Origin of the sequence: Staphylococcus cohnii subsp. cohnii (genome assembly GCF_002902365.1) — a bacterium.
GTDB lineage: Bacteria > Bacillota > Bacilli > Staphylococcales > Staphylococcaceae > Staphylococcus > Staphylococcus cohnii.
The window spans coordinates 18,984-43,492 of the sequence record NZ_PPQC01000046.1 but is presented as its reverse complement, the minus strand read 5'-3'; the positions used below and the strand labels follow the sequence as shown (position 1 = coordinate 43,492).

20 protein-coding genes and 2 pseudogenes are annotated in these 24,509 nt (G+C 33.7%); 6 read left to right on the top strand and 16 right to left on the bottom strand.

The annotated features are described in order from the left end of the window. Positions 1-251: 251 nt before the first annotated feature. Positions 252-1,655 (top strand): MFS transporter, encoded by a 1,404-nt coding sequence (locus CD032_RS07995; protein WP_019470078.1) that lies wholly within the window; start codon positions 252-254, stop codon positions 1,653-1,655. 36 nt (positions 1,656-1,691) lie between these two features. Further along, positions 1,692-3,485 (top strand): beta-glucuronidase, encoded by a 1,794-nt coding sequence (gene uidA / locus CD032_RS07990; protein ID WP_103211366.1) that lies wholly within the window; start codon positions 1,692-1,694, stop codon positions 3,483-3,485. A 390-nt stretch (positions 3,486-3,875) separates the two neighbouring features. Here uidA and CD032_RS07985 read toward each other — a convergent pair. Further along, positions 3,876-5,600 (bottom strand): annotated as a pseudogene (locus CD032_RS07985) (glycoside hydrolase family 3 protein). Positions 5,601-5,604: 4 nt separating this feature from the next. Then, entirely contained in the window at positions 5,605-6,450 is an 846-nt protein-coding gene (locus CD032_RS07980) for an HAD hydrolase-like protein (protein ID WP_019470081.1), read from the bottom strand. A gap of 473 nt (positions 6,451-6,923) precedes the next feature. On the opposite strand from CD032_RS07980, the gene CD032_RS07975 reads away from it, so the two are divergent. Both CD032_RS07975 and CD032_RS07970 read left to right on the top strand, forming a co-directional pair. After that, positions 6,924-7,565 carry a beta/alpha barrel domain-containing protein gene (locus tag CD032_RS07975; RefSeq protein ID WP_019470082.1) on the top strand — a complete coding sequence of 214 codons (642 nt, stop codon included), beginning with the start codon at positions 6,924-6,926 and terminating at the stop codon, positions 7,563-7,565. A gap of 315 nt (positions 7,566-7,880) precedes the next feature. Beyond that, entirely contained in the window at positions 7,881-8,072 is a 192-nt protein-coding gene (locus CD032_RS07970; protein ID WP_019470083.1) for a hypothetical protein, read from the top strand. Between the two features lie 181 nt (positions 8,073-8,253). On the opposite strand, the gene CD032_RS07965 is transcribed toward CD032_RS07970, so the two are convergent. Beyond that, the gene (locus CD032_RS07965; RefSeq protein ID WP_019470084.1) at positions 8,254-8,523 is read right to left on the bottom strand and encodes a DUF1413 domain-containing protein; all 270 of its coding nucleotides are present in this window, start codon (positions 8,521-8,523) and stop codon (positions 8,254-8,256) included. A 189-nt stretch (positions 8,524-8,712) separates the two neighbouring features. On the opposite strand from CD032_RS07965, the gene CD032_RS07960 reads away from it, so the two are divergent. Continuing rightward, entirely contained in the window at positions 8,713-9,420 is a 708-nt protein-coding gene (locus CD032_RS07960; RefSeq protein ID WP_019470085.1) for an SDR family oxidoreductase, read from the top strand. A 73-nt stretch (positions 9,421-9,493) separates the two neighbouring features. After that, positions 9,494-9,994 (top strand): GNAT family N-acetyltransferase, encoded by a 501-nt coding sequence (locus tag CD032_RS07955; RefSeq protein ID WP_019470086.1) that lies wholly within the window; start codon positions 9,494-9,496, stop codon positions 9,992-9,994. Between the two features lie 128 nt (positions 9,995-10,122). On the opposite strand, the gene hisIE is transcribed toward CD032_RS07955, so the two are convergent. The 13 genes and pseudogenes from hisIE to CD032_RS07890 form a co-directional block, all read right to left on the bottom strand. Beyond that, on the bottom strand, positions 10,123-10,752 hold the full coding sequence (hisIE, locus tag CD032_RS07950) for a bifunctional phosphoribosyl-AMP cyclohydrolase/phosphoribosyl-ATP diphosphatase HisIE (protein ID WP_019470087.1): 630 nt from the start codon (positions 10,750-10,752) through the stop codon (positions 10,123-10,125). After that, positions 10,749-11,507, bottom strand: coding sequence for an imidazole glycerol phosphate synthase subunit HisF (hisF, locus tag CD032_RS07945; RefSeq protein WP_019470088.1), 759 nt, complete (start codon positions 11,505-11,507; stop codon positions 10,749-10,751). The genes hisIE and hisF overlap by 4 nt, the downstream gene beginning before the upstream one ends. Beyond that, positions 11,504-12,208, bottom strand: a complete 705-nt coding sequence (gene hisA / locus CD032_RS07940; protein WP_019470089.1) for a 1-(5-phosphoribosyl)-5-((5-phosphoribosylamino)methylideneamino)imidazole-4-carboxamide isomerase — start codon at positions 12,206-12,208, stop codon at positions 11,504-11,506. The genes hisF and hisA overlap by 4 nt, the downstream gene beginning before the upstream one ends. After that, a complete protein-coding gene (gene hisH / locus CD032_RS07935; protein ID WP_019470090.1) occupies positions 12,208-12,780 on the bottom strand; it encodes an imidazole glycerol phosphate synthase subunit HisH in 573 nt (190 codons plus the stop codon). The genes hisA and hisH overlap by 1 nt, the downstream gene beginning before the upstream one ends. Continuing rightward, a complete protein-coding gene (gene hisB, locus CD032_RS07930; protein ID WP_019470091.1) occupies positions 12,777-13,355 on the bottom strand; it encodes an imidazoleglycerol-phosphate dehydratase HisB in 579 nt (192 codons plus the stop codon). Before hisB ends, hisH begins: the two co-directional genes overlap by 4 nt. Next, on the bottom strand, positions 13,342-14,337 hold the full coding sequence (locus CD032_RS07925; protein WP_019470092.1) for a pyridoxal phosphate-dependent aminotransferase: 996 nt from the start codon (positions 14,335-14,337) through the stop codon (positions 13,342-13,344). The genes hisB and CD032_RS07925 overlap by 14 nt, the downstream gene beginning before the upstream one ends. After that, positions 14,330-15,592 (bottom strand): histidinol dehydrogenase, encoded by a 1,263-nt coding sequence (gene hisD / locus CD032_RS07920; RefSeq protein ID WP_231912235.1) that lies wholly within the window; start codon positions 15,590-15,592, stop codon positions 14,330-14,332. Before hisD ends, CD032_RS07925 begins: the two co-directional genes overlap by 8 nt. Continuing rightward, positions 15,582-16,199 (bottom strand): ATP phosphoribosyltransferase, encoded by a 618-nt coding sequence (gene hisG / locus CD032_RS07915; RefSeq protein ID WP_019470094.1) that lies wholly within the window; start codon positions 16,197-16,199, stop codon positions 15,582-15,584. The genes hisD and hisG overlap by 11 nt, the downstream gene beginning before the upstream one ends. Positions 16,200-16,215: 16 nt before the next feature. Further along, positions 16,216-17,031, bottom strand: a complete 816-nt coding sequence (locus CD032_RS07910; protein ID WP_019470095.1) for an ATP phosphoribosyltransferase regulatory subunit — start codon at positions 17,029-17,031, stop codon at positions 16,216-16,218. Between the two features lie 392 nt (positions 17,032-17,423). Further along, the gene (gene dsdA / locus CD032_RS07905; protein WP_019470096.1) at positions 17,424-18,722 is read right to left on the bottom strand and encodes a D-serine ammonia-lyase; all 1,299 of its coding nucleotides are present in this window, start codon (positions 18,720-18,722) and stop codon (positions 17,424-17,426) included. Positions 18,723-18,960: 238 nt separating this feature from the next. Next, the gene (locus CD032_RS07900) at positions 18,961-21,120 is read right to left on the bottom strand and encodes an RNA degradosome polyphosphate kinase (protein WP_019470097.1); all 2,160 of its coding nucleotides are present in this window, start codon (positions 21,118-21,120) and stop codon (positions 18,961-18,963) included. Between the two features lie 67 nt (positions 21,121-21,187). After that, positions 21,188-22,717 (bottom strand): exopolyphosphatase, encoded by a 1,530-nt coding sequence (gene ppx / locus CD032_RS07895; RefSeq protein WP_026034838.1) that lies wholly within the window; start codon positions 22,715-22,717, stop codon positions 21,188-21,190. Positions 22,718-22,879: 162 nt separating this feature from the next. Then, positions 22,880-24,422: pseudogene (locus CD032_RS07890) on the bottom strand (AbgT family transporter). Positions 24,423-24,509 lie beyond the last annotated feature (87 nt).

Here is a 24,509-nt window from a genome sequence, read left to right as displayed (position 1 = left end):
TTTATTGACTGTTGTCATTATAAAAATATAATAAAAGTAAGAGCTCTATCAAAAAGTGTTAAGGGTGTATGCACGTGAAAATAATAAGCGTATCTATTCTAGAGGGTTTAAAATTTTTTATGTACGTAAGAAAACGCTCTCAATTCTATGGGGGAAGTTATGATTGATGGCCACATTCAATAAAACAGACTATGAAACTGCAAAGATGAGGTGCACAAATGTTGTTTCGATAGTGGAAAGAGGTAATCCTTATGGTTACAGCCAGATTAAAACCGGCAAATAAGAAATTGAAAAAATTTAACGAAATTGAATCACCGAAATTAAAATTCAAAGAAAAACTAGCTTATGGATTTGGGGATTTAGGAAACGGATTAATGTTTGATATGGGGCAAATTTATTTACTGCTTTTTTATACAGATATTTTGGGAATTCCGTCTGCCGTTGGTGGTCTCGTATTTTTAGTTGCTAAATTTTTCGATGCATTTGTAGACACGGGTGTAGGAACTCTTGTCGATAATCAGAAGAATTTTTCAAAACGGGGAAAATTTAGACCATTTATTTTATATGGGAGCGTTCCTTTAGAAATATTGACTGTTTTAATTTTTATTTCTCCTGATATCAGTGAAACAGGTAAAATTATATGGGCATTTGGAACATATTTACTATTAAATGCTGCTTATTCTGTCGTGAATATACCTTATGGTTCATTGTCTGCCTCAATGACGATTAATGCGGATGATCGAACACAATTATCAGTGTTTCGTAATTTAGGGTCACAAGGTGCCATGTTTATTTCAGGCATTGTTATTATTCCGTTAGTAAGTTTATTTCCGAATCATGCGATTGGTTATCCGATTGCAGTAGGAATACTTGCAATTGCAGGTGTGACACTACATATGTTGTGTTATAAGGGGGTTAAAGAGCGTCATACAATTGAACGTCCGCAAGTAAAAGGTTTAAGGCGTAAAGCGTTTTTTAATTTACTGAAAAATAGACCATTTATAATTCTAGCAATTTATACATTGTTAACGATTACTGCTTTATTTTTACAACAAGGTGCGCAACTATATTATTACAAAAATGTACTTGGTTTTGATAATTTAATAGGAATTGTAAGTACATTGAATTTTATTGTTTTAATGCCAGCATTATTCCTAACTACTTTCTTAAGTAAAAAAGTAGGTAAAAAAATGACAGCAGTCATAGGCGTAAGTGGTTTTATTATTTTCCAAATTGTGAACTTTTCGTTATTTTCAGAGCAAATTGTACTTTTCTTAATATTTAACACGATTGCACAATTATTCTTAGTTATTCCAAATACGGTGACATGGGCGTTTATAGCTGATGTTGTAGAATACGGACAATGGCAATCAGGACTTAGATCTGAAGGTATTATTTATGCAAGTTATAGTTTTACTAGAAAAATTTCACAAGGCTTAGCAGGTTTTATACCAGGTATGGCATTAACAATTATTGGTTATGTACCTAATGCGGCACAAACGCCTGATACAATATTCGGTTTAAAAATATTATTCTTTGTGGTGCCCGCAGTCATTTGTTTAGTTGCAGTGATACTTTTCTTCATTGCATACCCATTAACAGATCAGAAACATAAACAAATTGTTAAAGAACTAGCACTTAGAGAGGAATTATAACTATTTTGTATTTAATTTTATGAGAGGAGCATTTATATGCTATATCCAGTAACAAATGAACAGAGAAGTATCATAGACTTAAATGGTGTTTGGCAGTTTAAATTAGAAGAGAACTATGATCAAATAGATGTAACGAAACCTTTGGACACTGATTTAGTTATGGCAGTACCTGGTTCATATAATGATCAAGGCGTGACTGCAAACATACGTAATCATGTAGGAAACGTTTGGTATGAAAGAATGTTTACGATACCTAACGTACTATCAGATGAACGTATTGTGTTGAGATTTGGTTCAGCTACACATAAAGCAACTGTTTATATTGATGGTCAAGAACTCACATCACATCAAGGAGGATTTCTACCATTTGAAGTGGAATTAAATCAAAAATTCTCTACAGGAAAACATCGTTTAACGGTTTGTGTAAATAATATATTAGACGAAACGACTTTACCTGTTGGTAATTATAGCGAAACCACAGACAAAGATGGTAATTTGATTAAAAGAAATAAACCTAATTTTGACTTTTTCAATTATGCTGGTTTGCATAGACCCGTTAAAATTTATACAACACCACAAACATTTATAAAAGATATTGAAATTGTTCCAGAAGTTAAAAATAATGTGGCAGATATAAATTATAATGTTTCCATCAATGAACCAGTGGATGATATCTTAATTAAATTGATAGATGAAGCGGGAAAGGTTGTAGCAGAAACGACTGGTGCACAGGGTTCTATCAAAGTTGAACAGCCGCATTTATGGCAACCTTTGAATGCTTACTTATATCATTTAGAAGTAACGTTAGTAGATAATAACCAAGCTGTAGATAGTTATACTGAGCGTTTTGGTATACGATCTGTGGAAGTAAAACAGGGGCAATTTTTAATCAATGATCAACCGTTTTATTTTAAAGGATTTGGTAAGCATGAAGATACCTATTATAATGGCCGAGGATTAAATGAAGTAACAAACGTTATGGATTTCAATCTGATTAAATGGATTGGCGGTAACTCATTTAGAACGTCACACTATCCTTATTCTGAAGAAATGATGCGATTGGCAGATGAACAAGGTATTGTTGTCATAGATGAAACAACTGCTGTCGGCGTGCATTTAAACTTTAGCACTGTATTATATGGTGTGTCTACAAGAGATACATTTAAAGAAATTGGAACGAAAAAAGCACACGAATCTGTTATCAAAGATTTGATTGTTAGAGATAAAAACCATGCATGTGTAGTAATGTGGTCAATAGCTAATGAACCAGCTTCAACTGAAGAAGGCGCAAAAGAATATTTTGAGCCCTTGGTCAACTTAGCACGTTCTTGCGATCCACAAAACAGACCTGTAACAATCGTAACCATTTTAATGTCACAGCCGGATAATTGCCAAGTTCAAGATTTAGTAGATGTATTATGTCTGAACAGATATTACGGATGGTATACACAAACAGGCGACTTGGAAGCTGCTAAAGAAGCTTTAAGAACTGAGTTAGATGGTTGGAGTGAAAAACAACCGCATAAGCCAATTATGTTTACAGAATATGGTGCGGACACAGTAGCAGGATTACATTCACTAAATGATGAATTATTTACGGAAGAGTACCAAATTCGTTATTATGAAGCAAATCATGAAGTCATTGATCAATATCCACAATTTATTGGTGAACATACATGGAATTTTGCAGATTTTGAAACATCTGCAGATATTATCCGTGTCCAAGGAAACAAAAAAGGAATATTCACGCGTGAACGTCGCCCTAAAGCAGTTGCACATTATTTCAAGAAACGTTGGGAAAACATACCTAACTTTGGCTATAAATCATAAACAACTAAATACAATTATAAGTATATTCACCCTGAAGCCTATAACAAGCTTTAGGGTTATTTTGGTTTTATAGAAAAGGGGGTATCAAATTGAATAATATGATTTAGCGGCATTATATATAATAAAATGTATTTTGTATGTTTAGTAAGTTTTAGTATAAATTAGTTTGTTTAGCTTTATGATCGTTATAAAAGGAGACAAAAGAGCACTGTGTTGACGCTGTAGATAATGAAATACGTGAATGTGTACAGTTCGAACAAACATACTCTAGCTATACCCATACGAAAGTATTTCAATATAAAAAGGACTAATCTCATTTTAATGTGAGAGATTAGTCCTTAATTTAAGCATAGTTATTATATCCTAAGCATGATATTATAACTCGCTTTTTTATAATTTTGCTTGCCATTTTTCTGTCCATACTAAGTCATTATATTGACCTTTAAATTCACTTTCTCCCATAATCTTATCAATGGTTTGTTTAATATTTTCTCTGTTGGAATGATAAGCGTTTATATAAGCTTTAACCATTGTTGCATCATGCAAGTGAGTCGTGAAATTGGTAGAAATAAACACGGTTGGTACTTCATGTACATACCACGGTATTTCATTGCTCATGGCTGTACCCCATTTAATGCGATAGTTATTTTCAGCAGCATAGCCGATAATATTTGCAAATACTAACGCAGCGTCTACTTTTTCACGATATTCTAATGTTTTACCTTTAATACGTGTTGAACCATCATTTAATGTCACATTAAATCCACGAGATTCGAGTTCTTTTATAATATCATCTGTGACGTTATTCGCTGATTTATAGATGCCATCTTTTTCGCCTTCGATCACATAAAGCATAATATTTTTATGTGTTTCAGGTCGGATAGGTAATTGATTTAAAGTGTTTTTTACAAGTGTTATGCCTAAATCAGCTGCTTCTGCGCGCATTTCTAAATGTTCTGTACAACCGATAATATCTAATGCTTCTTGAGGTTGAATGATTGAACCGTCTTCTTGTTTCATGTGAAGATTGAGTTGTGATTTTAAACCTAAGATACGTCTTACGGCATCATTTAATCTCTCTTCTGTGATGACCCCGTTTTTATAACCATTGAGCATAAATTGGTAATCTTCTTCCAAATCATTGAAGAACAAGAACATATCACAACCAGCTGCAATGGCTAATGGAACATAATCTTCGCGACGCATAGAAGCAGTCATACCTAACATATGGCTAGCATCAGTAACGACTAAACCATTAAATTTCATATCATCTTTTAGTAAATCAGTAATTAGTTCAGAAGAAAGAGTTGCAGGTAAAATGTCTTTATCTTCGAGACTTGGATTTAATTTTTTTGAATAAGCAGGTTGTGCAATATGTCCTGCCATTATCATCTGTACACCGCGATCAATGTGATGTTGATAAACTTTTCGGAAGCTGTCGTCCCATTCATCGGTAGATAGTTCATTTACTCCAAGCGCCAAGTGCTGGTCACGCTCTTCCGTACCGTCTCCAGGGAAGTGTTTGATACATGTAATCATATCGCGTTCAGCATTAAAGCCGTCAATAAATGCACTTGAATATTTAATAACTGTTTCAGCATCTGTGCCATATGCACGTGTATTAACGATTGTATTGCGCTAATTCTTAAGTATGTCTACACAGGGATAGAAATTAATGTGTACACCAAGTGCTGAGGATTCACGTGCTGAAACGAGACCAGCATTATATGAAACTTTTGTATCTTGGGCAGCTTCACATTGAGCAGCACTTGCGATATATGTACCATCTTTACATGCACCATTTCCTCCTGAATCACAGTTTGCTGCTACAAGTACTGGAACTTTCGTATGCCTTTGTAAATCATTGAGTAAGTTTTGAACTTCTTCTTTGTTTCCACCTTCATATCGAGCGCCACCAATGTGATAACGTTCAAGTATATCTTTATTAGTTAAGTCTGCGTCAAAAAATTTTTTGCCACCTTCTAAAGAAAATAAGTTAAAAAATAATTGACCAATTTTTTCTTCGTCTGTTAATGTACCAAGTGTTTCTTCTACCCATGCTATTTGATTGTCATTTAAATGATAGGGTGATGCTGTTAAATCTACTTTAACCATAGTGTTAGTTCTCTCCTTCAAAATTATTAAAAAATATTTGTTTTAAAGTGTCATGTGTGTATTGGTTGAAAAGACCATCTTTAAACAATTTTAAATATTTATTGTTAAAGTCTAGCCACGATTGATCTTCATGACCTGCTAGTATTGGATAAAAGTACATACCATGAGATTCTGCTGCTTCTAAGTCTCCTTTGGCATCTCCTAACATGATGATGTCTTCTAAGTTGTAATATTGTTTTAAGTGCGCTAAACAGTGCTCTTTTGTACCTGCTTCTTGTGCAAACATGCCACTTAAATAGTCTGTTAATTTGTATGTTTCCCACTCATATTCTACTGCCGCTAAATTTGCTGATGACACAATTGCGATATCGGCAAAAGTTGAAGCATTTTGTAGAGACGTTTGTACGTTTTTAAATGGTCCAATACTTGGTAAGGTTTTGGTAATTGCATTAACACGGTGGGACCATGATAATGCTTTTTGTAATCCATTTTGTTGCGGATTGTTTGATATAGCTTTTTCGAGTGCTGGATTAGAGAAAGCATCTGTTGTTTGCACCCACTGCTTAATATGCTCGTATCCCTCAATATGAATCCCTTGTTCAACAAGTTCACTTAACATGCGTTCTAATCCTTTAAAGCGATTAATACCTCTAGTGATTTCATATAAATTTATATCATTCCAGCGCTTTAATAGTTTGGACTCTATATTTTCTAAATCCCATTCTTCAACAATAGCTGGACCAAATGCCCACTCATGCTTGATAGTCATAGAATCGATGGCACATCCGTCAGAATCAACGCAAATTAATTTTTTAAACCTAGGTTTGTAATGTGATAAAGAATCAATCATTTAATCTGTTCCTCTCAAGTTAAAATATGTGCTTTATCATATACCATTGCCTTACTTTTAAAATACTATTGTAAGCAAAACTCAAGGATATAATAAAGCGCTTTCTTTATAATATTAAAGTTAGCATTCATAATAGAAAAAAACTAGCGCATTTCGTATAACTTTGTGAGTATAATCACAAAGTAGATGTTTTATGTCATTTTATTACTAAAATAGTTATTTTATTAATAAAAATATTGGCTATTTGAGAGAAGTACGTGATCAAAGGTGCGTATATTTTATTTTTGATATCTCTCATCTATGGCATCCATTTTGTAAATAAAACACCAATATGCTACATAGATACTAATGATTGCTCAAATTGTTAACAAAATATAATGAATCTTACTATGAAAGGGTTACGTAGTCATCGATTGACGAAAATTAGATAAAAATTACAATGAAATAAAATGGATTGGAAAGGACAGACGCTAATGGATAAATTGTTGACTTTGGAACAATTACACCGAAACTACTTGGTAGGAGTAGTTAAGGGATCTACTTGTGATGATGCTATATTGAAAAGTGAAAAAATGATTGAGGGTGGTATGAAAAATATTGAAATAACATCTAACACGCCCTATGCAGAATTGGCCATAAAAGCGTTAACCCAAAAATTTGGTAAATCAATTATCATTGGTGCAGGTTCAGTTCAAAATGTTGTAACCGCACGTGTAGCGATTATAAATGGTGCTCGCTATATAGCAACGTCGCATTTAGACGTTCAAATAGCGCATATTTGTAATGTATACCAAATACCTTACATGCCAAGATGTGGTTCGAAAGATGAAGTAACTAAAGCGATACAGTATGAAGTACCAGTGATTAAGTTGTATCCTGCAAATATATTAGGTGTACCTTTTTTGAAAAACATTCGTGAAATCTTCCCCAATATACATATGATACCTTATGGCGGCATGTCATTAGAAAATATGGAGCAGTGGTACAAAAGTGGTGCCTATGCTATCGGTATTGGTAATGCATTAACTAAAGGGACACAAAAAAACCACTTAGATATGATTATTCATCAAACACATGCATTTGTAGAAAAATTAAATTCAGTGCGTTTGAGCTAAATGATTAGCTAAAATATGACAGCAATTTATCTAATGGTATAACTAACGCTTCGTGATTAAGCGCAATATTAACGAAATAGGTACTATAAATGGAATTTTATCGTTAACCTATGATGCGTATTTTTAAAATCAATCATTTTTAAAATTAAACAATTTGTCAATTTAAAAATGTGTGAAATATATTAAAAAGGACTAAAAGTGATTATTTTGTGAAATTAATCACAAAACACTTTAAATTCTTAACGTTATCGATTATGATAAGGGTGTAGAAGATAACAATGCCTAACGAAAGAAAAAATACGGAGTGATTATTAAATGAGAAAAGTAATTGAAGAAGTCATTTTTTCAAATGAAAGCAGTTATGATATATACACACATACTGGTGTGAATCAAGGCATTATTAATGACATTAAAGATGGATACAGAAGTATTGATTATATAGCTTATATTGATGCAGAAAAATTATACAACTATGGATTAGAAAAAAAGCTACTAGTAAGTAATTAATACACTGTATTCATCTAGTAGCATTGAAGTTTATACACATATACTTCATCGTATCTTGTGTGTAAAACTTCATGAATATTATTCTCCCTAGTATCACCTTTCATGATTTATTTAGAGCCCTTACAAAGTGGAAAAGCCTATGTTACTGTTCATCCAGTAACGTAGGCTTTTCTCATCATGATTAAACATAAGATTTAAAGTTATGTTTGATTTCATTATAGTTATAAATAGAATTATACATACGCATGCGAATGTGATCTTGTGAAGCATATGAAATACGCAATACATTACTTTGGGTGACATATTTTCTGAATTCACGTTCATATTGCTGGCGCTGGTTAAGCGATAGTCCAAGCCACTCTTCTTCATTAAACAATTGTTCAAAACGAAAGTCGAAACTTGTACTATCAATATTATTTCTTAGTTCTTTTATTCTTTCAGTGAAGTTCATGGATCATCCTCCTAATTTATTTAAAGATAAGTGAGTTATGTATGATATACCCACTTTATAATGATTTAGTGTATATGACAAGTACACATGTTTATGAGCTAACTCATTGTTTCAAGGGGGAGGGCACATGGTACAATCTTTGAGGACAGGGTATAAAATATAAAATACGTTTGATGAAAGGAAGATTCGATGGTTAAATTAGAGAACAAGGTTGCAATCATCACTGGTGCTAGTAGTGGCATTGGTGCTAGCATAGCAGAGGTGCTATCAAGTCACGGTATACAATTACTATTAACTGGTCGTAATGAAACAAAGCTGAAAGATGTTGTGAATCGCATTCGTTCAAACGAACATCATGCACAGGTTGAATATTTAATAGTGGATGTGACACAGCAACAAGAAGTTGAACGTTTAATAGCATATGCAAAAGAACAATTCGGTCGCTTGGATATACTTGTAAATAGTGCGGGTCAAATGATGTCTTCTGCTGTAACGGACGGTAATGTAAAGGCTTGGGAATCAATGATTGATACAAATGTGAAAGGGACACTATATGGCATTAATGCAGTTATACCAACATTTTTAGCTCAATCTAGTGGCCATATTATTAACATTGCTTCTATCTCAGGTTTTGAAGTGACGAAAATGAGTACAATATATAGTGCAACGAAAGCTGCAGTGCACACGATTACGCAAGGATTGGAAAAAGAGCTGGCTAAAACGGGCGTTCGAGTGACAAGCATATCGCCAGGTATGGTAGATACGCCTTTAAGTGGCCAGACAGATTGGGGAGAACGTAAAAAGCTAGAACCCAAAGATATTGCTGAAGCGGTAGTTTATGCATTACAACAACCTTCACATGTAAATGTAAATGAAATTACTGTCAGACCAGTCTAATATATATTTTTAATGTTACGACGTTGAGTCAGTTAATAGTAAAGTGATAATATAATGTGAAAGTAGGTAGAGCATGGAGTTTAGATGTCTTAAGAAAAGCGATGTAGAAGCATATCGCTCATTGCGCTTACAGTCTCTACAAACTGATCCTACAGGTTTTGCTTCAACTTATCAACGTGAGCTTCATTTACCAATTGAACGTTTTGAAGAGAGGATAGGGTCGAACGAAAGACATTTTACAATGGGTGTATTTGACGATGGAAAATTAATCGGTTATGCAACTTTTTATCGAGAAATATTAGAAAAAGTGATGCACAGAGGTAATTTAGTCGGTGTATATTGTGATCCACAATATAGAAAACAAGGATTTACTCAACAACTAATTCAAAAAATGATAGATATTGTCACTGAACAAGGTGTGGTTAAAACTATAGGTTTATCGGTTCTTACGGAAAACCAAAGTGCTATTAAATTATATGAAAAATTAGGATTTCAGAAATATGGCACTGAACCAAAGGCACTTTATGATGGCAAACGGTATTATGATGAAGATTTGATGGTGTTATTTGTATAAAAAATTAATAAATTCAAAACTATAGGCTAAAACAGTTATGATCTGTTTTAGCCTATAGTTTGATATATGAGTATATATAAGTAAAATTAACTGATTATGAAAAATCATGAAGCAATCAGTAATCGAATTTACCAATTTTTTATATCTGATCTTTCTCCTTTAAAGTTATTGGAAACTTGATGACGTTTTGACAAAGTTTTCTCAATATCTTCAAATTTGATGTTCAATGCATGTAAAAGTACAAAAAGATGATACATTAAATCAGCAGTTTCATTTGTTACTTCTTCTTGATTAGATTTCATAGCACCGATTACAACTTCAAAAGCTTCTTCACCAAACTTCTTCGTGATTTTTTCTAAACCTTCATTCAATAAATATTGTGTGTATGAATTTTCTTTATTAGAGTTAGCGCTTGAAGATACAGTGTCTTCGAGCTGTTGTACATAGAAAGGAACCGTTGTATTGAAACAACTCTGGCTCCCAGTATGACAAGTTGGTCCATTGGGAATTACATCTATCAATAAGGTGTCTTGATCACAGTCTAGGTGTACATTTTGAACGACTTGGGTGTGACCAGAAGTTTCTCCTTTGGTCCATAAGCGGTCTTTAGAACGTGAATAAAAACAAACCTTCCCTTCAGCTAACGTTTTGTTGTATGCATCTTCATTCATATAACCAAGCATAAGCACTTGTTTTGTCTGAACATCTTGTAGTATGGCAGGAATAAGCCCTTTACTAAAATCAGGTTGTTGTGTCATCTTATTGGAATACCTCCTTGAGCCATTGATTGTTTAATTTCATTCACTGTGGTTTCTTTGTCATGCAGTATGCTAGCAGCTAATCCTGCCGAGACATTTGTTTGTTTGAATAAATCTACAAAATGCTCTGGATTGCCGCCACCACCAGAAGCAATAATAGGGATGTGCACAAGTTGTTCAATCTCATGTGAATGGTTAACATCAAAGCCTTGTTTCATTCCATCGTGTGTCATGCTCGTTATTAATAATTCGCCAGCGCCAAGCGCCTCCACTTCTTGAACCCAGTCATAGACACGTTTATCTGTACGTTTCTTTCCGCCATGTGTATAGCAAAAATAATCATTTAACTCTGTATCAAAGTTACTATCTATAGCGATACAAATACATTGGCTTCCAAATTTTTCACTGGCTTCTTGGATAAAAGCAGGGTGCTTTAATGCGCTAGAGTTTAGAGATACCTTGTCAGCACCATGATTTAGCAACTGGGAAATGTCATCAATTGTGGAAATGCCGCCTCCAACTGTAAGTGGAATGAATAGTTTTTCAGCAGTTTCTTCAATAACATCTAACATAAGTCCATGGCCTGCTTCAGTTCGAGAGATATCTAAAAAGACTAATTCATCTGCACCTTGCTCGTTGTAATAAAGTGCATAATCCACAGGATTTCCAAGGTCACGTAGCCCTTTAAATTGTATGCCTTTGACAACGCGGCCATCTTTCACATCTAGGCAGGGGATAATTCTTTTTTTAATCATGATAATCCCTCCCAAAATGCAGGGTTGTGTGCAGCTTTACCAACAATTGCTGCATGAACACCAAATTTTTCTAATTGTTCTAAGTCTTGTTGATGACGAATACCCCCAGAAGCAATGACAGGTTTTTGTGTTGCTTTGACAAGCTGTGCTGTTATTTCAAAGTTTGGGCCAGCCATGCGACCATCTTTAGAAATATCCGTATAGATGATACCTCCCAATGGTAGCGATTCGATTTGCTGAACCAAATCGAATAAGTCTAGATGTGCATCTTGTTCCCAGCCGTTTATTTTTATTTCGCGCTGATATGCATCTACTGATAGATAGAGTTTGTACGGATATTGATGAGACATTTTGGCTAACCATTCAGTATCTTGAATGCCTTTTGTCCCAATAATACAATAGTCTATACCGTCAGCAAAATAAGCTTTGATTGTTTCATAACTACGTATACCGCCACCAACTTCCATAGGTTTATTGGTCAGGCTTCTTAATTGTTTGATGTAGTCCTGTTCAATAGATGTTTGCTGCTTGGCACCGATTAAATCTACAATATGAATACGATCTACACAGTCGAACTTGTCATAAAAAACGACGCTATCTTCGGCACTGCGCGTCATTTTTTCTTCTGAATCATATTTTCCTTCAGTCAGTCTCACACTTGTTGCATTAATTAAATCAATAGCTGGCCAAATATTGATCATTATAAGAAACCACCTTTCAGAGCTTGATTAAGTATCGCTAAACCATCTTCACCACTTTTTTCAGGATGGAATTGGATACCTATAAAATTTTTATATTGAACAATTGCAGGAATCAACGTGCCATAGTCTGCATAAGCAACAACATGATCTGACATTTCAGCTTGATAGGAATGTACAAAATATACATCTTGCGTTAATGTTGTATAATTGCTGATTAAATTATTCCACCCTAAATGCGGTACCGGATAAGGTGTTTGAATAGGTATGATATTTCCTGGGAAAAGTTGTAATCCTTCTACATCACCTTCTGCGCTGTGTTCATAAAGCAATTGCATACCTAGACAAATACCGATGATCGGTTTATGTGATATATTTTGTAAAATAGACTTTAATCCCCGTTTTTCAATCGCTTGCATAGCATCTTTAAAATGACCTACACCAGGTAATATAAGGGTATCTGCTGCCTCAATATCCTCTACACGATCTGTTAAAATTGCATTAAAACCTAAACGATTAAGCGCACGTTGTATGTTTTTAATATTTCCTAAACCATAGTCAATCACTGCAATCATTCAATCACACCCTTAGAAGAAGGAGTGATATTAGCGTCATTTGAGACTAATGCATCTTTAAGCGCACGAGCAAAAGATTTAAATATACTTTCTATTTCATGGTGTGTGTTTCCACCGCGAATTAAGTCAATATGCGTTGTTAGACGTGAGTTGATAACAAGTGCTCTGAAAAATTCCTCAACGAGTTCAGTATCAAATGTACCTACTTTTTCTTTACTGAATTGAGCATTAAAAGATAAATAAGGTCGTCCACTAATATCTACGACTGTACGCGCAAGTGTTTCATCCATGGGTATGTAACTAACCCCGTAACGTTGAAAATATTTACGTTCCTTTACCATCGATAACAGTAACTGTCCAAGAACAATACCAATATCTTCTGTCACATGATGATCATCGACTTGAACATCTCCATTTGCTTCTATAGATAAGGATAATTGGCTGTGAAAAGTAAAGAGTGTCAACATATGATCCAAAAACCCAACGCCTGTATGGATATTACTTTCACGGTGGTCATCAGCCAGAGAAATACTTAATTGTGTTTCTGCTGTATTACGTGTTTTATTTAGTATCATATTGCGACCTCCAATTTTTAATAAGTATAAATAATTGATCTAATTGTTCATCTGTAGCAATAGAGTATCGTACATAGTCAGACATTTCTGGTTCATCGTATAATCTTGGAAGGAATCCATTGTCTTTAATATAAGCACCTAAACTTTGCGCAGCTTCTCCTTTGGTTAATACGAAATTTGTAGCAGAAGGGAAGACTACCATGACATCGTCAACAAGTTCATGAAACATATCTTTTAATTTTCGGGCAAGCTGTCGTTGTTGCTTTATAAACGCGCGAGTCATTGTTTGATTTTCAAACATATAAATCGCGATATGAAGCGTAATTGTATTCAAAGGATACGGATGCTCAATGCTTTGGATGAGTTTGATGGTATCATTAGTACCGATGAGCACACCTAGTCTTAAGCCAGCGATACCAAACGCTTTCGAGAGCGTACGCATTTGAATAACATGAGGTTGCATCTTAATATCATAAGATTCACCAAAATCTAAGTAAGCTTCATCAATGATAAAGTAACCACCCAATGTTTGCATCTTATCTGCAATAGCCATTAAAAATGTCGTACTATATTGTAAGCCAGATGGATTATGTGGATTACTCATAATAAAGAATGCAGGCTGTACTTCATCAATTCGTTTTAAAATCATTTCTAAATCAAATGTTAAATCTGAATTTGCTGGTACAAATTCAATAGGTCGAGCTACCTGATTAGCATAAGCTTGATACATGAAAAAGTCAGGATCTAAGGTCAATGCCGGTCCTTCTGGCATGATTAACATTAATTTTTGAATGAGCTCATCAGAACCATTACCTGCTATGACTTGATCAGGAGAAATATTATGAAAAGCTGCATAAGCTCGTTTGAAGCGCTCATACTCATCATCAGGATAAAAGTTAAATGCTGCCTGTTGAATAATTGTTGCAAGTTGTTCATTAGATAATGGTTTAAGTGGACTTTCATTTTTATTAATTCTAATCATTGTGTGGCTCCTTTGTTGTTCGCATTTCTATGGATTGTTCGTGATTATACAAGTGTTCAATATGTGCTAATTTACGTGCGGATTGTTCAATGTTTTTAAATGTTTGTTGTGATAAATCTATGACAGAATGTCTCGTTAAGAAATCATTCACAGATAGACCATTGGTAAAACGAGCAGTCTGATTTGTAGGTAGTACATGGCTTGGGCCAGCAATATAATCTCCGATAACTTCTGGAGAATAATGTCCTAAGAAGAGTGCACCTACATATTTCACATGGTTGATATAGTCATGTGGACATTGTGTTTGTATAGATGCATGTTCCGGTGCAATTTGATTCATCAAATCGCAAGCTTCAGTAAAGTTTTCTACTGAAATTAAGAAGTGATTGTGTTTTAAACTGGCTTCAACAATAGGTTGCCGTTTGATTTGTCTTAGAGTTTTTTGAATATTATTTTCTAATTGTTGTAATAAGTCTTTATCTTCGCTGATGACAAATGTTCTAGCGAGTTCATCATGTTCTGCTTGAGCAAATACATCATAAGTAATGGCATTTATGTCAGCCGATCGATCAATGATTAGTGCAATTTCACTTGGACCAGCAATCTGATCAATGCCAACTTGCCCATATAAATATTTTTTGGCATAGGCAACATATTGATTTCCAGGTCCAACAATTTTATCCACTTTAGGAATTGTCACAGTACCATACGCAAGAGCAGCAATACTTTGTGCGCCACCAACTTGGTAAACTTGATCAACACCAGCAATATAACAGGCAGCAAGTACAATATCAGGTATACCTTCAATTTGTGGTGGAGTAACGACGACGATATTTTTAACACCAGCAACTTTAGCAAGTGTTACAGTCATTAACACGGTGGAGGGATAGCTAGCTTTACCACCTGGGACATAGACACCGACACGCTCTAACGGGTGATATATTTCGTAACATTCTGAATTATCCTGCTGATGCTCTTGTTTAATAGACATTTGATATGCCTTAATTCTGTCATGACTTTGTTCAAGAGCTTCCCGTATAGATGAGTCAATGCGTTGATAAGCAGTAAATAAGTCTTCCTTAGAAACTGATAATTGTGATGTTTCTACTTTGTCTAGTTTTAGATTGTATTCCTTTAAGGCGTCGTCCCCTCGAAATTTCACTTGATCACAAATTTCTTTTACGATTGGATATAAATCTTCGTTTAGTTCAGATTGGTTCAGGTAGTTATTCATAAATGTTTCTTTATTTGTAATCAATGAGCGTCACCTCCAAAGTTTTAATTAAATCATCAATTTCAGTTGATTTTTTAAAATATGATGCCTTATTTGTAATGAGTTTAGCATTGATGTTTTTAATCTTTTCTTTTTCAACTAAGCCATTTGACTTTAAAGTAGTACCAGTTTGAACAATATCAACAATGCCATCTACCATATCTACCAAACATGCCAATTCAATTGAACCTGATAGTTTTACAAGCTCAACATCTAAACCTTGTGCTTCAAAATATTGACGTGCTGTTTGGGTATATGAAGTAGCTACTTTTTTAAATTGATAAGCTTCTGGTTTAGCAGCAAGTGAAAAGTGACATTCGCCAAAAGGTAAATCCAGTAAGTTGTTAATAAAATAATTACCTTCTTCTAAAATATCGCTGCCGACGATGCCAATATCTGCAACGCCTTGTTCAACATATATCGGTACATCACTACCCTTGACTAAAATAAATTGTATATCATTAACTGTTATAAGTAATTGACGCTCTCTTTGTTCAAGTGCATATGCTATTTCAGTTTCTCTTATTTCATTTAAATACTTTATAAAACTTTTAAGTAATCTACCTTTTGCCAATGCGACAGTAAGCATGATTTTCACTCCTTGTTTATAGTATAAAACCTAGTCCAAAACCTTCTAATTTCCCTTTATAAAACCCACCAGTGAGACGCTGAGTTTTATTATTTTTTAAATGACATTTCATGAATGATCCTTTGTAATAAGAACGTGGTGGTCTAGGGGTTATATCAAGATGAATTTCAGTAATATTTTGTGATTTAAACCATTGTTCCCACCGATGTAAAGACTGGATGGTGCGATGGTCATGTGGAAATAGTTGTGTTAATAAATCAAGTTGTTCAGTTGTTTTTGTAGTGAGCAACTGTACCACAGGATGCGCAAGACCTAACTGTGCAGTTAACTCTGAAATATTTCGCTCTTGTATAAGATTTAATATCGATTGGCTTTGTTCGCTAGCTGTTAATAATAAATCGATTAATTGATAATGTCCTAAAATGACAAAGTCGATATCATCATTCAACGTATATTTAATAAAGTTATAAAACGTTTTAAAATCGTTTTGCATATCTGTAACAGTTGGGTTGTAATGTTCTATACCTAATTGAGTGTAAACTTCATTATTTCTGACGATTGGACCACTATAAGCTAAACGTTGTTGTTCAGGTTGATAATTACTGTAGTAACGCAATAATTGGTCAGTGAAATCATTGCGCAAAGCAAAAATATGATGGTCATGTTGCCAAAAGCTACGCTCTGTCATTTGTTGTAAATCATCAGGCGTAAGTGATTGCCAGGATAATGATTCTATAAAACTAAAATCAACAAGTTTAAAATCCGCTTGTTGAAAATGTTTTAAAAATGATAATTCATATTCTTTGTTATTAATAAGTGCTTTCGTATCCATAGTATAATGACCATCCTTTATTAAATACTTTGTTTCTCTACCGAACTAAAGTGAATTGATAAAACATACTTTAACACAGTTGATTTTAGAATTCAATAAATATTCAGAAAATATTCTTAGCAACGTGACTTTAGACGCTTTTATCTATATTTATATAAAAAAATAAAACCTAAAATATTGTTTTAGGTTTTAGAATGAAAGTAAGTGTGACGATACCACTTCGAACATATTATATTTATTATAAATTTTAACCAAGCCTAATGCCATCATTGAAAAAGAAGCAAGGTTATTATATATGCGTTTTTTAGATAAGGTATCGAGCAAAACATAAAGTGGGGTGTATACTTAAAGTTAAATGTTTGTTGTCAGGTATGTTTCTAAATCGTTGACGTTTATGATTGTTTGCCTTGAGCCACATATTTTAACATTTCTTCCTTAGGTACCATATTACCGCCAGTTGCCCATACAATATGATTGGCATTAGATAAATTAAAATGAGTTTTGTCGGTATGTTTCAACACTGCTTTTAAACCTGCAAACCCTGATGCTGCAGAGGGTTCAACAAATATACGTTCCTTTTGACTAAGCAAATATAAATATCGGTACATTTGTTGATCTTCTACAGTAAAAGCACCATATAATAATGAATTCATTATATGACCAACGAGTTTTGAAGGTCTGGCAACAGCAAGACCATCTGCATCAGTACGGCCGTCTAATCCAATATCTGTTACAGCTATTTGGTTGTGCAGTTGTGTCATCATTCCTAATGTCATGCATGGTGCATGTGTAGGTTCAGCAAAAAGACAATACACATGATCGCCAAATACTTGATTTAATCCAAAGGCAACACCACCTGGACCTCCACCAACACCACAAGGCAGATAAACAAAAAGGGGATGTTGTGCATCTACTTGTATACCTTCATTGCTAAGTTGTGTTTTTAACCGTAAAGCAGCAACTGTATAACCTAAGAAAAGATCAGCAGAACCTTCATCATCTATGAAATGACAAGTAGGGTCGTTTTCTGCAGCCTTCCGTCCTTCAGCAACTGCATATTGATAATCAGATTGGTGTTCAACAACTTTCACACCGCGTGACCGAAGTAAGTCCTTTTTCCATTGGCGCGCATCACTAGACATATGTACAATAACTTGAAAGCCTAATTGTGCACTTATGATGCCAATACTTAAACCTAGGTTACCAGTTGAACCGACAGCAACGGTATATTTACGAAAGCACGCTTTATATTTTGATTCGGATAAAATTTTGTAATCATCTGTATATTTTAAACCACATTCCTTTATAGCGATAGATTCAGCTAGTTTTAGAACTTCATATATACCACCTCTTGCCTTTATAGAGCCTGAAATAGCAAGATGACTATCGCATTTAAGCCATAATTTACCACTTTGCTCAAGGTGTTCAGAGTCAACTAATGCTTGTTGCATAAAAGGGATTGCTTTTAGTGGGGATTCAATCAGACCATGGTCTTTTTCAGTTTTAGGAAAAACATTACGTATATAACTGCTAAAACGTTTTAACCTTGCTGCAGCATCTTCTATATCATCTAATGAAAAAGGGAATGTTTCATCATTACGAAAATTTGGATTTTTCCAAAATATCGGTTTATATTGTTGCATGTCATTGACTAAAGGAAAGTTACTTTTTAATTTTTCAACATTTATCATAAGTGACACCTCATAAAAGTTAATAGTATTTAGTGTTTATTATAGCAAAATTAGATACATAAGATGTTATATAACTGATATTTCAAAATGCTATAAGTTGAGAATGAGATGAATTTTTTATTATTTAATAAGAGGATATCATACGAAACCGATAAAGATGATTTCGCAATAAGGATTACCTGAGCTTTAGCTCATGCATAAGAACCACTAACCCAACAAGTTGGGAAGTGGTTCTTTATCATCGTTTAAACGTATCTTTTAGTTTAGAAAACCATCGATTTTTATGTTGTATAGGAACTTCTTGTGGCAGGGTAGAAGCTTCTTTTAATTTTTGACCAAATGTCATCGCTTCTTTCATTAAATAAGCCTGTGAATTTAATGGTGATAAATTATTATGAATATAATGATAATAACCTTGTTCGTCCTGATATCGACCTTTTTGGTTATCTGATAATTGTAAATTCATATAATCTAATAAGCGTTTAGCAATTTTTTTATCTTCGACAGGGAACAATATTTCTACACGCTTAATCATATTACGTGTCATTGCATCTGCTGAAGAGAGGTAAATTTTTTCATCACCGTTATTATGGAAGTAATAGATACGAGAGTGTTCAAGGAAACGACCAACGATACTTACTACTTCAATATTATCGCTGACATCTGGGATGCCTGGTTTTAAACAACAAATACCGCGAATAATTAATTTAACTTTGACACCAGCACGAGAAGCTTCAAATAATTTAAGAATAATATCTTTATCTGTTAATGAATTCATCTTCATCATAATTTTTCCATTACCGTTTTCACGATGTGATTTGATTTCTTTGTCTATTCGAGCTAAGAATACATCACGTATGTCGTATGGAGCTACAATGAGTTTATTATATTCTGGTTTCAATGTATATCCACTGAGGTAGTTAAAGAAGTTAATAGCATCTTCTGCTATTTCTTGATTTGTTGTGATAATGCCCATATCTGTATAGAGCTTAGCTGTTTTATCGTTGTAGTTTCCAGTACCTAAATGTACGAAAGATGTGAGTTTGTTATTGTTGCGTTTGACCACAAGCGAAATTTTACTATGCGTTTTCAAATATGTCATACCATAAATAACATGACAGCCTGCATCTTCTAACATTCTTGCCCAGTGAACATTATTTTCTTCATCAAAACGTGCTTTTAATTCAACGAGCACAGTTACTTGTTTACCATTTTCTGCAGCTGTTTTCAAACTATTAATAATTGGTGAATCTTTACTTACACGATATAATGTTTGTTTAATAGCAATCGTGTTCGGATCATTTGCAGCATCACGAATGAAATCTACAATTGGTTCAAAGGATTCATAGGGATGATGAAAGAAAATATCACGTTTTAATGATAAATCAAAAATGTCTTCATTACCCAAAGATTGAGGTGGTTGTGGTAGATATTTATTATATGTTAAATGTTTTAAACTATTAGATAAATGGTCTACAAGATCGAAAAGCAGTGTTAAATCTAATGGACCGTCTACAAAATAGACATCATTATCATGAACTTCCAACTGATTGATAATCCAAACAACGTCTTCATAAGTTGCTTGTCTTCCGTCTATCTCTAAACGTACTGCTGTTCCGCGTTTACGCTCTTTTAAGAAGCGTTCTATTTCAATTAACAAATCTTCGGCACCATCTTCATGGATGGTTAGATCGGCATTACGTGTAATTCTAAAGGTGAAGGTATTTAACACTTCATAGCCAGTGAATAACTCATTAATATAATAAGTGATAATATCTTCTAACATTACAACGTATTGAGTTTGACCTTGATTTAATGTATAAAATCTTGGAATTAATGATGGTATTTGTACAATAGCCGAATTAATTGCATCATCGGTATCAATATCTACAAATATATTCAAGCTTTTATTGTTTAATTTTGGGAAAGGATGATAAGCATCGATACCTAATGGTGTTAATGTAGGTAAGATACCTGTTTTAAATTCACGTTCTAACTGTGGTAATAAAGACTCTGGTAAAGATTCAGGTTTTGTTACTTCCACACGATGTTGTTTTAACAGTTCTACTAATTCGTTATAACGTGCATACTGTAAATCTACATATTTTTTATTTTTTATTTTTATTTGCTCAAGTTGTTCTTTAGGTGTGAGTTGTGCTTTGTTCTCAGGTTTATCATAGCCCATTTTAACTTGATCTTGTAATCCGGCCACACGCACCATAAAGAATTCATCCAAGTTAGAGCTAAATATAGAAATAAATTTTAATTGTTCCAATAAAGGATTGTTTTTATCTTCAGCTTCTTGTAATACGCGATAATTAAAATCTAACCAACTGAGCTCTCTATTATTATAATATTGTGGTAAATTTAAATCTCTCTCTCCCAATTTCTTTTGCATAATTCTAATTCCACCTTATTGTAGTCTTGTTAACATATTTTGCTACGTACAATTTATCATATGAATTTTAAGATTTTGTAAAGATGATAGAAAGATTTTCTTTTAAAATTTTCTCGATATGCTTTTTTTGTCTAAGTGATTGATATTCTTCAGCAATCGGTTCACCAATATAATGGACATACAAAGTATAAGCACCATCTTCTTCTTGTAATGCCACACGTTCCACTGGGCTAGTATGTGATATATTTAGGGCATTTACAAATTTAATAATACCGCCTAAAAATTGAATATGATCCAACTCTTTGCCACGTAGCCATGCGGTCTCTTGGCTATAAAATTTTAAAAGAGATTTATTTTTAAAACTTGCTAACATTGCAAGTTTGACGCGATCTTCATGTGGAAAACCATCAATCATTGAATTCGCTATAATATAATACGTATGCGGTGAACTAGAATCTGCGTCAATAAATCTTCCTAAATAATATAAATATGCACCTTCCGCAAAAAGTTCTTGCTCTTTTTTAGTAACTTGAATTTTATCTAAGTCAATCAGTTGTGATAACAATGATTGAGCCAATTTAACGCGTTGTTTTGCACTAGATTCTTCGATGCTATATTCATTAGCTAAATGATATAATGCATCTTTTCTAATATTTTCTTTTTTAAATTCTTGTGGGTGACGTTCGGATATCAACTTCATTATATAGCCCTCACGTAGCCCTTTGCGTGAGAAAGTGAAGTGGGTTGCATTGATTTGTTCGAATAAAGTTTTGAATACGGATACTGCTGGTAATATGATGTCTATACGGTCTCTGCTTAATCCATCAATATCTTTTAAGTCATCACGTGAACTCTTTTTAATTATTTTATATACCTCATCCATATCTTCTTCAGTCATTGAGTAGTTATGAACACCACCAATGGGATAAGAATGTTCTGACTGATGAATGCGTGCTACGTTACGAGCCGATCCACCAATACCGACTAAAGCAATTTTTTGGTCTTGTAACCATGGTAGCTGTTCGAATTGCTTAGCTATAAATTTTTCCATTGCTTTAATTGCTGATTTATCATTATGATCTTTATCTTCGAAGAATTTTCGTTTTAATGTTACAACGCCAAATGGGAAACTATGCGCTTCAATGATCGTTTTATCTTTGAATAAAGTGACTTCTGTAGAACCACCACCAATATCGATAGAAACACCATCTTCTACATCTGTAGTATGAGTGATGGCATAAAAACCATAAAAAGCTTCTTCTTGATCAGGAATGATTTTGATGCTGATGTCAAGTTCGCTTTTAATGTGTTTGATAATTTCATTTTGATTGGTAGATTGTCTAATAGCAGCTGTCGCAACAGGATGTAATTCGTTTACTTCAAATTTATTAGCGACGCTTTTAAAGCTGTGTAATGTTGTTGTCAACACATCGATACCATCTTGGTTCATCTTTAAATCATCGGTTAAATATTGACTTAAGCGTGCGGGCGTTTTAATATTTAAAATTTCATTTAATCCTGTTTTAGTATCGAATTCAAAAATAACTAACCTTATTGTATTTGATCCGATGTCTACTAATCCTATGCGTTCCATAATCTCCTCCTGTATATATGAGGTAAATAGTTGTTTATAAATTTATTTACCCACTTTTCTCTTTAATATTACAATAAATAGCATGATTTGTGATACATCAATTGAATATTGTTCAATTCATGTTAATGATTTTTATATAGTTTGAAATTTAATATTGTTTTTGACTTATTCATTGATGTGTAAAGGGCCTCCAGGGCCTAATGGCCAGCCAAGTAAGTACCATATAATCATGAATATGGGCCATACAATACTTAGAATAATGGTATAAGGCATTAAACTAGATAACAGTGAGCCTAATTTCATATGTTTATCATATTTTTGAGCATAAGATAAAAGTAATGGCAAATAAGGCATCATTGGCGTAATTGGGTTACTAATTGAATCTCCAATTCTATACAACATTTGTGTGAATGCAGGATGAAATCCTACAATTATCAGCATTGGAATAAATATTGGAGCAAGAATTCCCCATTTAGCAGATGCACTACCGATTAATAAGTTAATGAGCGCACCTAAAAAAATCACTCCTAAAATAAGGACGATACCGTTTTGATCTTGAAGTACTTCAGCACCTTGTACTGCTACAATCACACCTAAATTACTCCATTCTAAAAATGCCAGTAATTGTGCTGCAAAAAAGACAATAACAATAAAAGACCCCATAGAAGCCATAGAATCAGCAAGCATTTTACCTAAATCTTTAGAATTTTTAAATTCCTTCATTAACATGCCGTACACCAAACCAGGCACCAAAAAAATAAGTAAAATAATTAAACCAACCCCATTAATAATAGGAGAATCATTCAATAAACTGCCAGTTTTGGCATTACGTAAGAAACTATTTTGTGGTATTGCTATAATGATAAGTAAAATAAGTGTAGTGAAAAAGCTTATATTTGCCCCAAACACAGCCTTACTTTCTTTAAGTGTTAATCCTTGATTAGTATCATCCACTTTAATATTAGACTGTGTATCGTCATATGAGCCTAAACGGGGGACGACAAAACGCATTGTAACCCAATAAATTGTTGGCAATAATACAACGACACTAGCTGCAATAAAGTACCAATTCATCGCTACATTAACTGCAATTTTATCAGAAACAATCTTTGTTGCTGGTTCTGTAAAGGCATAAAGCAATGCATCTGACATTCCTATCATGACATTCGCAGAAAAACCACCAAGTGCTGATGCGTAAGCCATCGCTAACCCGGCAATAGGGTGATAGCCTAATTTAATGAAGACCATCGCTGTTAACGGTGGTAAAACAATCGTTGCAGCATCTCCTGCAGAATTGCCAATAATACCTATAAGTATGATTACAGGCACAATGATTTGCTTGGGTGCTTTATGAACAATTTGTACCATTAATTTATCAAAATAACCTGTTTTCTCAGCAATACCTACCCCAAGCATCACTGATAATACTAAACCGAGTGCAGGGAACTCAGAAAAGTTTTTGATCGCATCATTCAAAATCATAGCAATACCATCTTTGCTTAAAATATTTTTGATGCCAATGGTATTACCTGTTCCAGGATGTTTTACTGTGACATGAAAAAGTGAAACAACCCATGTAATGATTGCGAGCCCAAGACACATTAGAAAAAACAATATACTTGGATCAGGTAATCTATTACCAATTTTTTCTACAATATTTCAGAAATTTATTTATAATTGTCGATTTTTCTCTCGTATTTGACCCCATTATTATTACCTCCCAAATAAGTTATCGAAATTATAACAAACTCATTTTGAAATGAGTATGATAAATTTTATGTTTCCAAGCAAAAGG

Excerpts from the sequence above, each read along its gene's own strand:
- CD032_RS07995 (WP_019470078.1), top strand. The coding sequence starts at position 252 with ATGGTTACAGCCAGATTAAAACCGGCAAATAAGAAATTGAAAAAATTT.
- uidA (WP_103211366.1), top strand. The coding sequence starts at position 1,692 with ATGCTATATCCAGTAACAAATGAACAGAGAAGTATCATAGACTTAAAT.
- CD032_RS07980 (WP_019470081.1), bottom strand. The coding sequence starts at position 6,450 with ATGATTGATTCTTTATCACATTACAAACCTAGGTTTAAAAAATTAATT.
- CD032_RS07975 (WP_019470082.1), top strand. The coding sequence starts at position 6,924 with ATGGATAAATTGTTGACTTTGGAACAATTACACCGAAACTACTTGGTA.
- CD032_RS07970 (WP_019470083.1), top strand. The coding sequence starts at position 7,881 with ATGAGAAAAGTAATTGAAGAAGTCATTTTTTCAAATGAAAGCAGTTAT.
- CD032_RS07965 (WP_019470084.1), bottom strand. The coding sequence starts at position 8,523 with ATGAACTTCACTGAAAGAATAAAAGAACTAAGAAATAATATTGATAGT.
- CD032_RS07960 (WP_019470085.1), top strand. The coding sequence starts at position 8,713 with ATGGTTAAATTAGAGAACAAGGTTGCAATCATCACTGGTGCTAGTAGT.
- CD032_RS07955 (WP_019470086.1), top strand. The coding sequence starts at position 9,494 with ATGGAGTTTAGATGTCTTAAGAAAAGCGATGTAGAAGCATATCGCTCA.
- hisIE (WP_019470087.1), bottom strand. The coding sequence starts at position 10,752 with ATGACACAACAACCTGATTTTAGTAAAGGGCTTATTCCTGCCATACTA.
- hisF (WP_019470088.1), bottom strand. The coding sequence starts at position 11,507 with ATGATTAAAAAAAGAATTATCCCCTGCCTAGATGTGAAAGATGGCCGC.
- hisA (WP_019470089.1), bottom strand. The coding sequence starts at position 12,208 with ATGATCAATATTTGGCCAGCTATTGATTTAATTAATGCAACAAGTGTG.
- hisH (WP_019470090.1), bottom strand. The coding sequence starts at position 12,780 with ATGATTGCAGTGATTGACTATGGTTTAGGAAATATTAAAAACATACAA.
- hisB (WP_019470091.1), bottom strand. The coding sequence starts at position 13,355 with ATGATACTAAATAAAACACGTAATACAGCAGAAACACAATTAAGTATT.
- CD032_RS07925 (WP_019470092.1), bottom strand. The coding sequence starts at position 14,337 with ATGATTAGAATTAATAAAAATGAAAGTCCACTTAAACCATTATCTAAT.
- hisG (WP_019470094.1), bottom strand. The coding sequence starts at position 16,199 with ATGCTTACTGTCGCATTGGCAAAAGGTAGATTACTTAAAAGTTTTATA.
- CD032_RS07910 (WP_019470095.1), bottom strand. The coding sequence starts at position 17,031 with ATGGATACGAAAGCACTTATTAATAACAAAGAATATGAATTATCATTT.
- dsdA (WP_019470096.1), bottom strand. The coding sequence starts at position 18,722 with ATGATAAATGTTGAAAAATTAAAAAGTAACTTTCCTTTAGTCAATGAC.
- CD032_RS07900 (WP_019470097.1), bottom strand. The coding sequence starts at position 21,120 with ATGCAAAAGAAATTGGGAGAGAGAGATTTAAATTTACCACAATATTAT.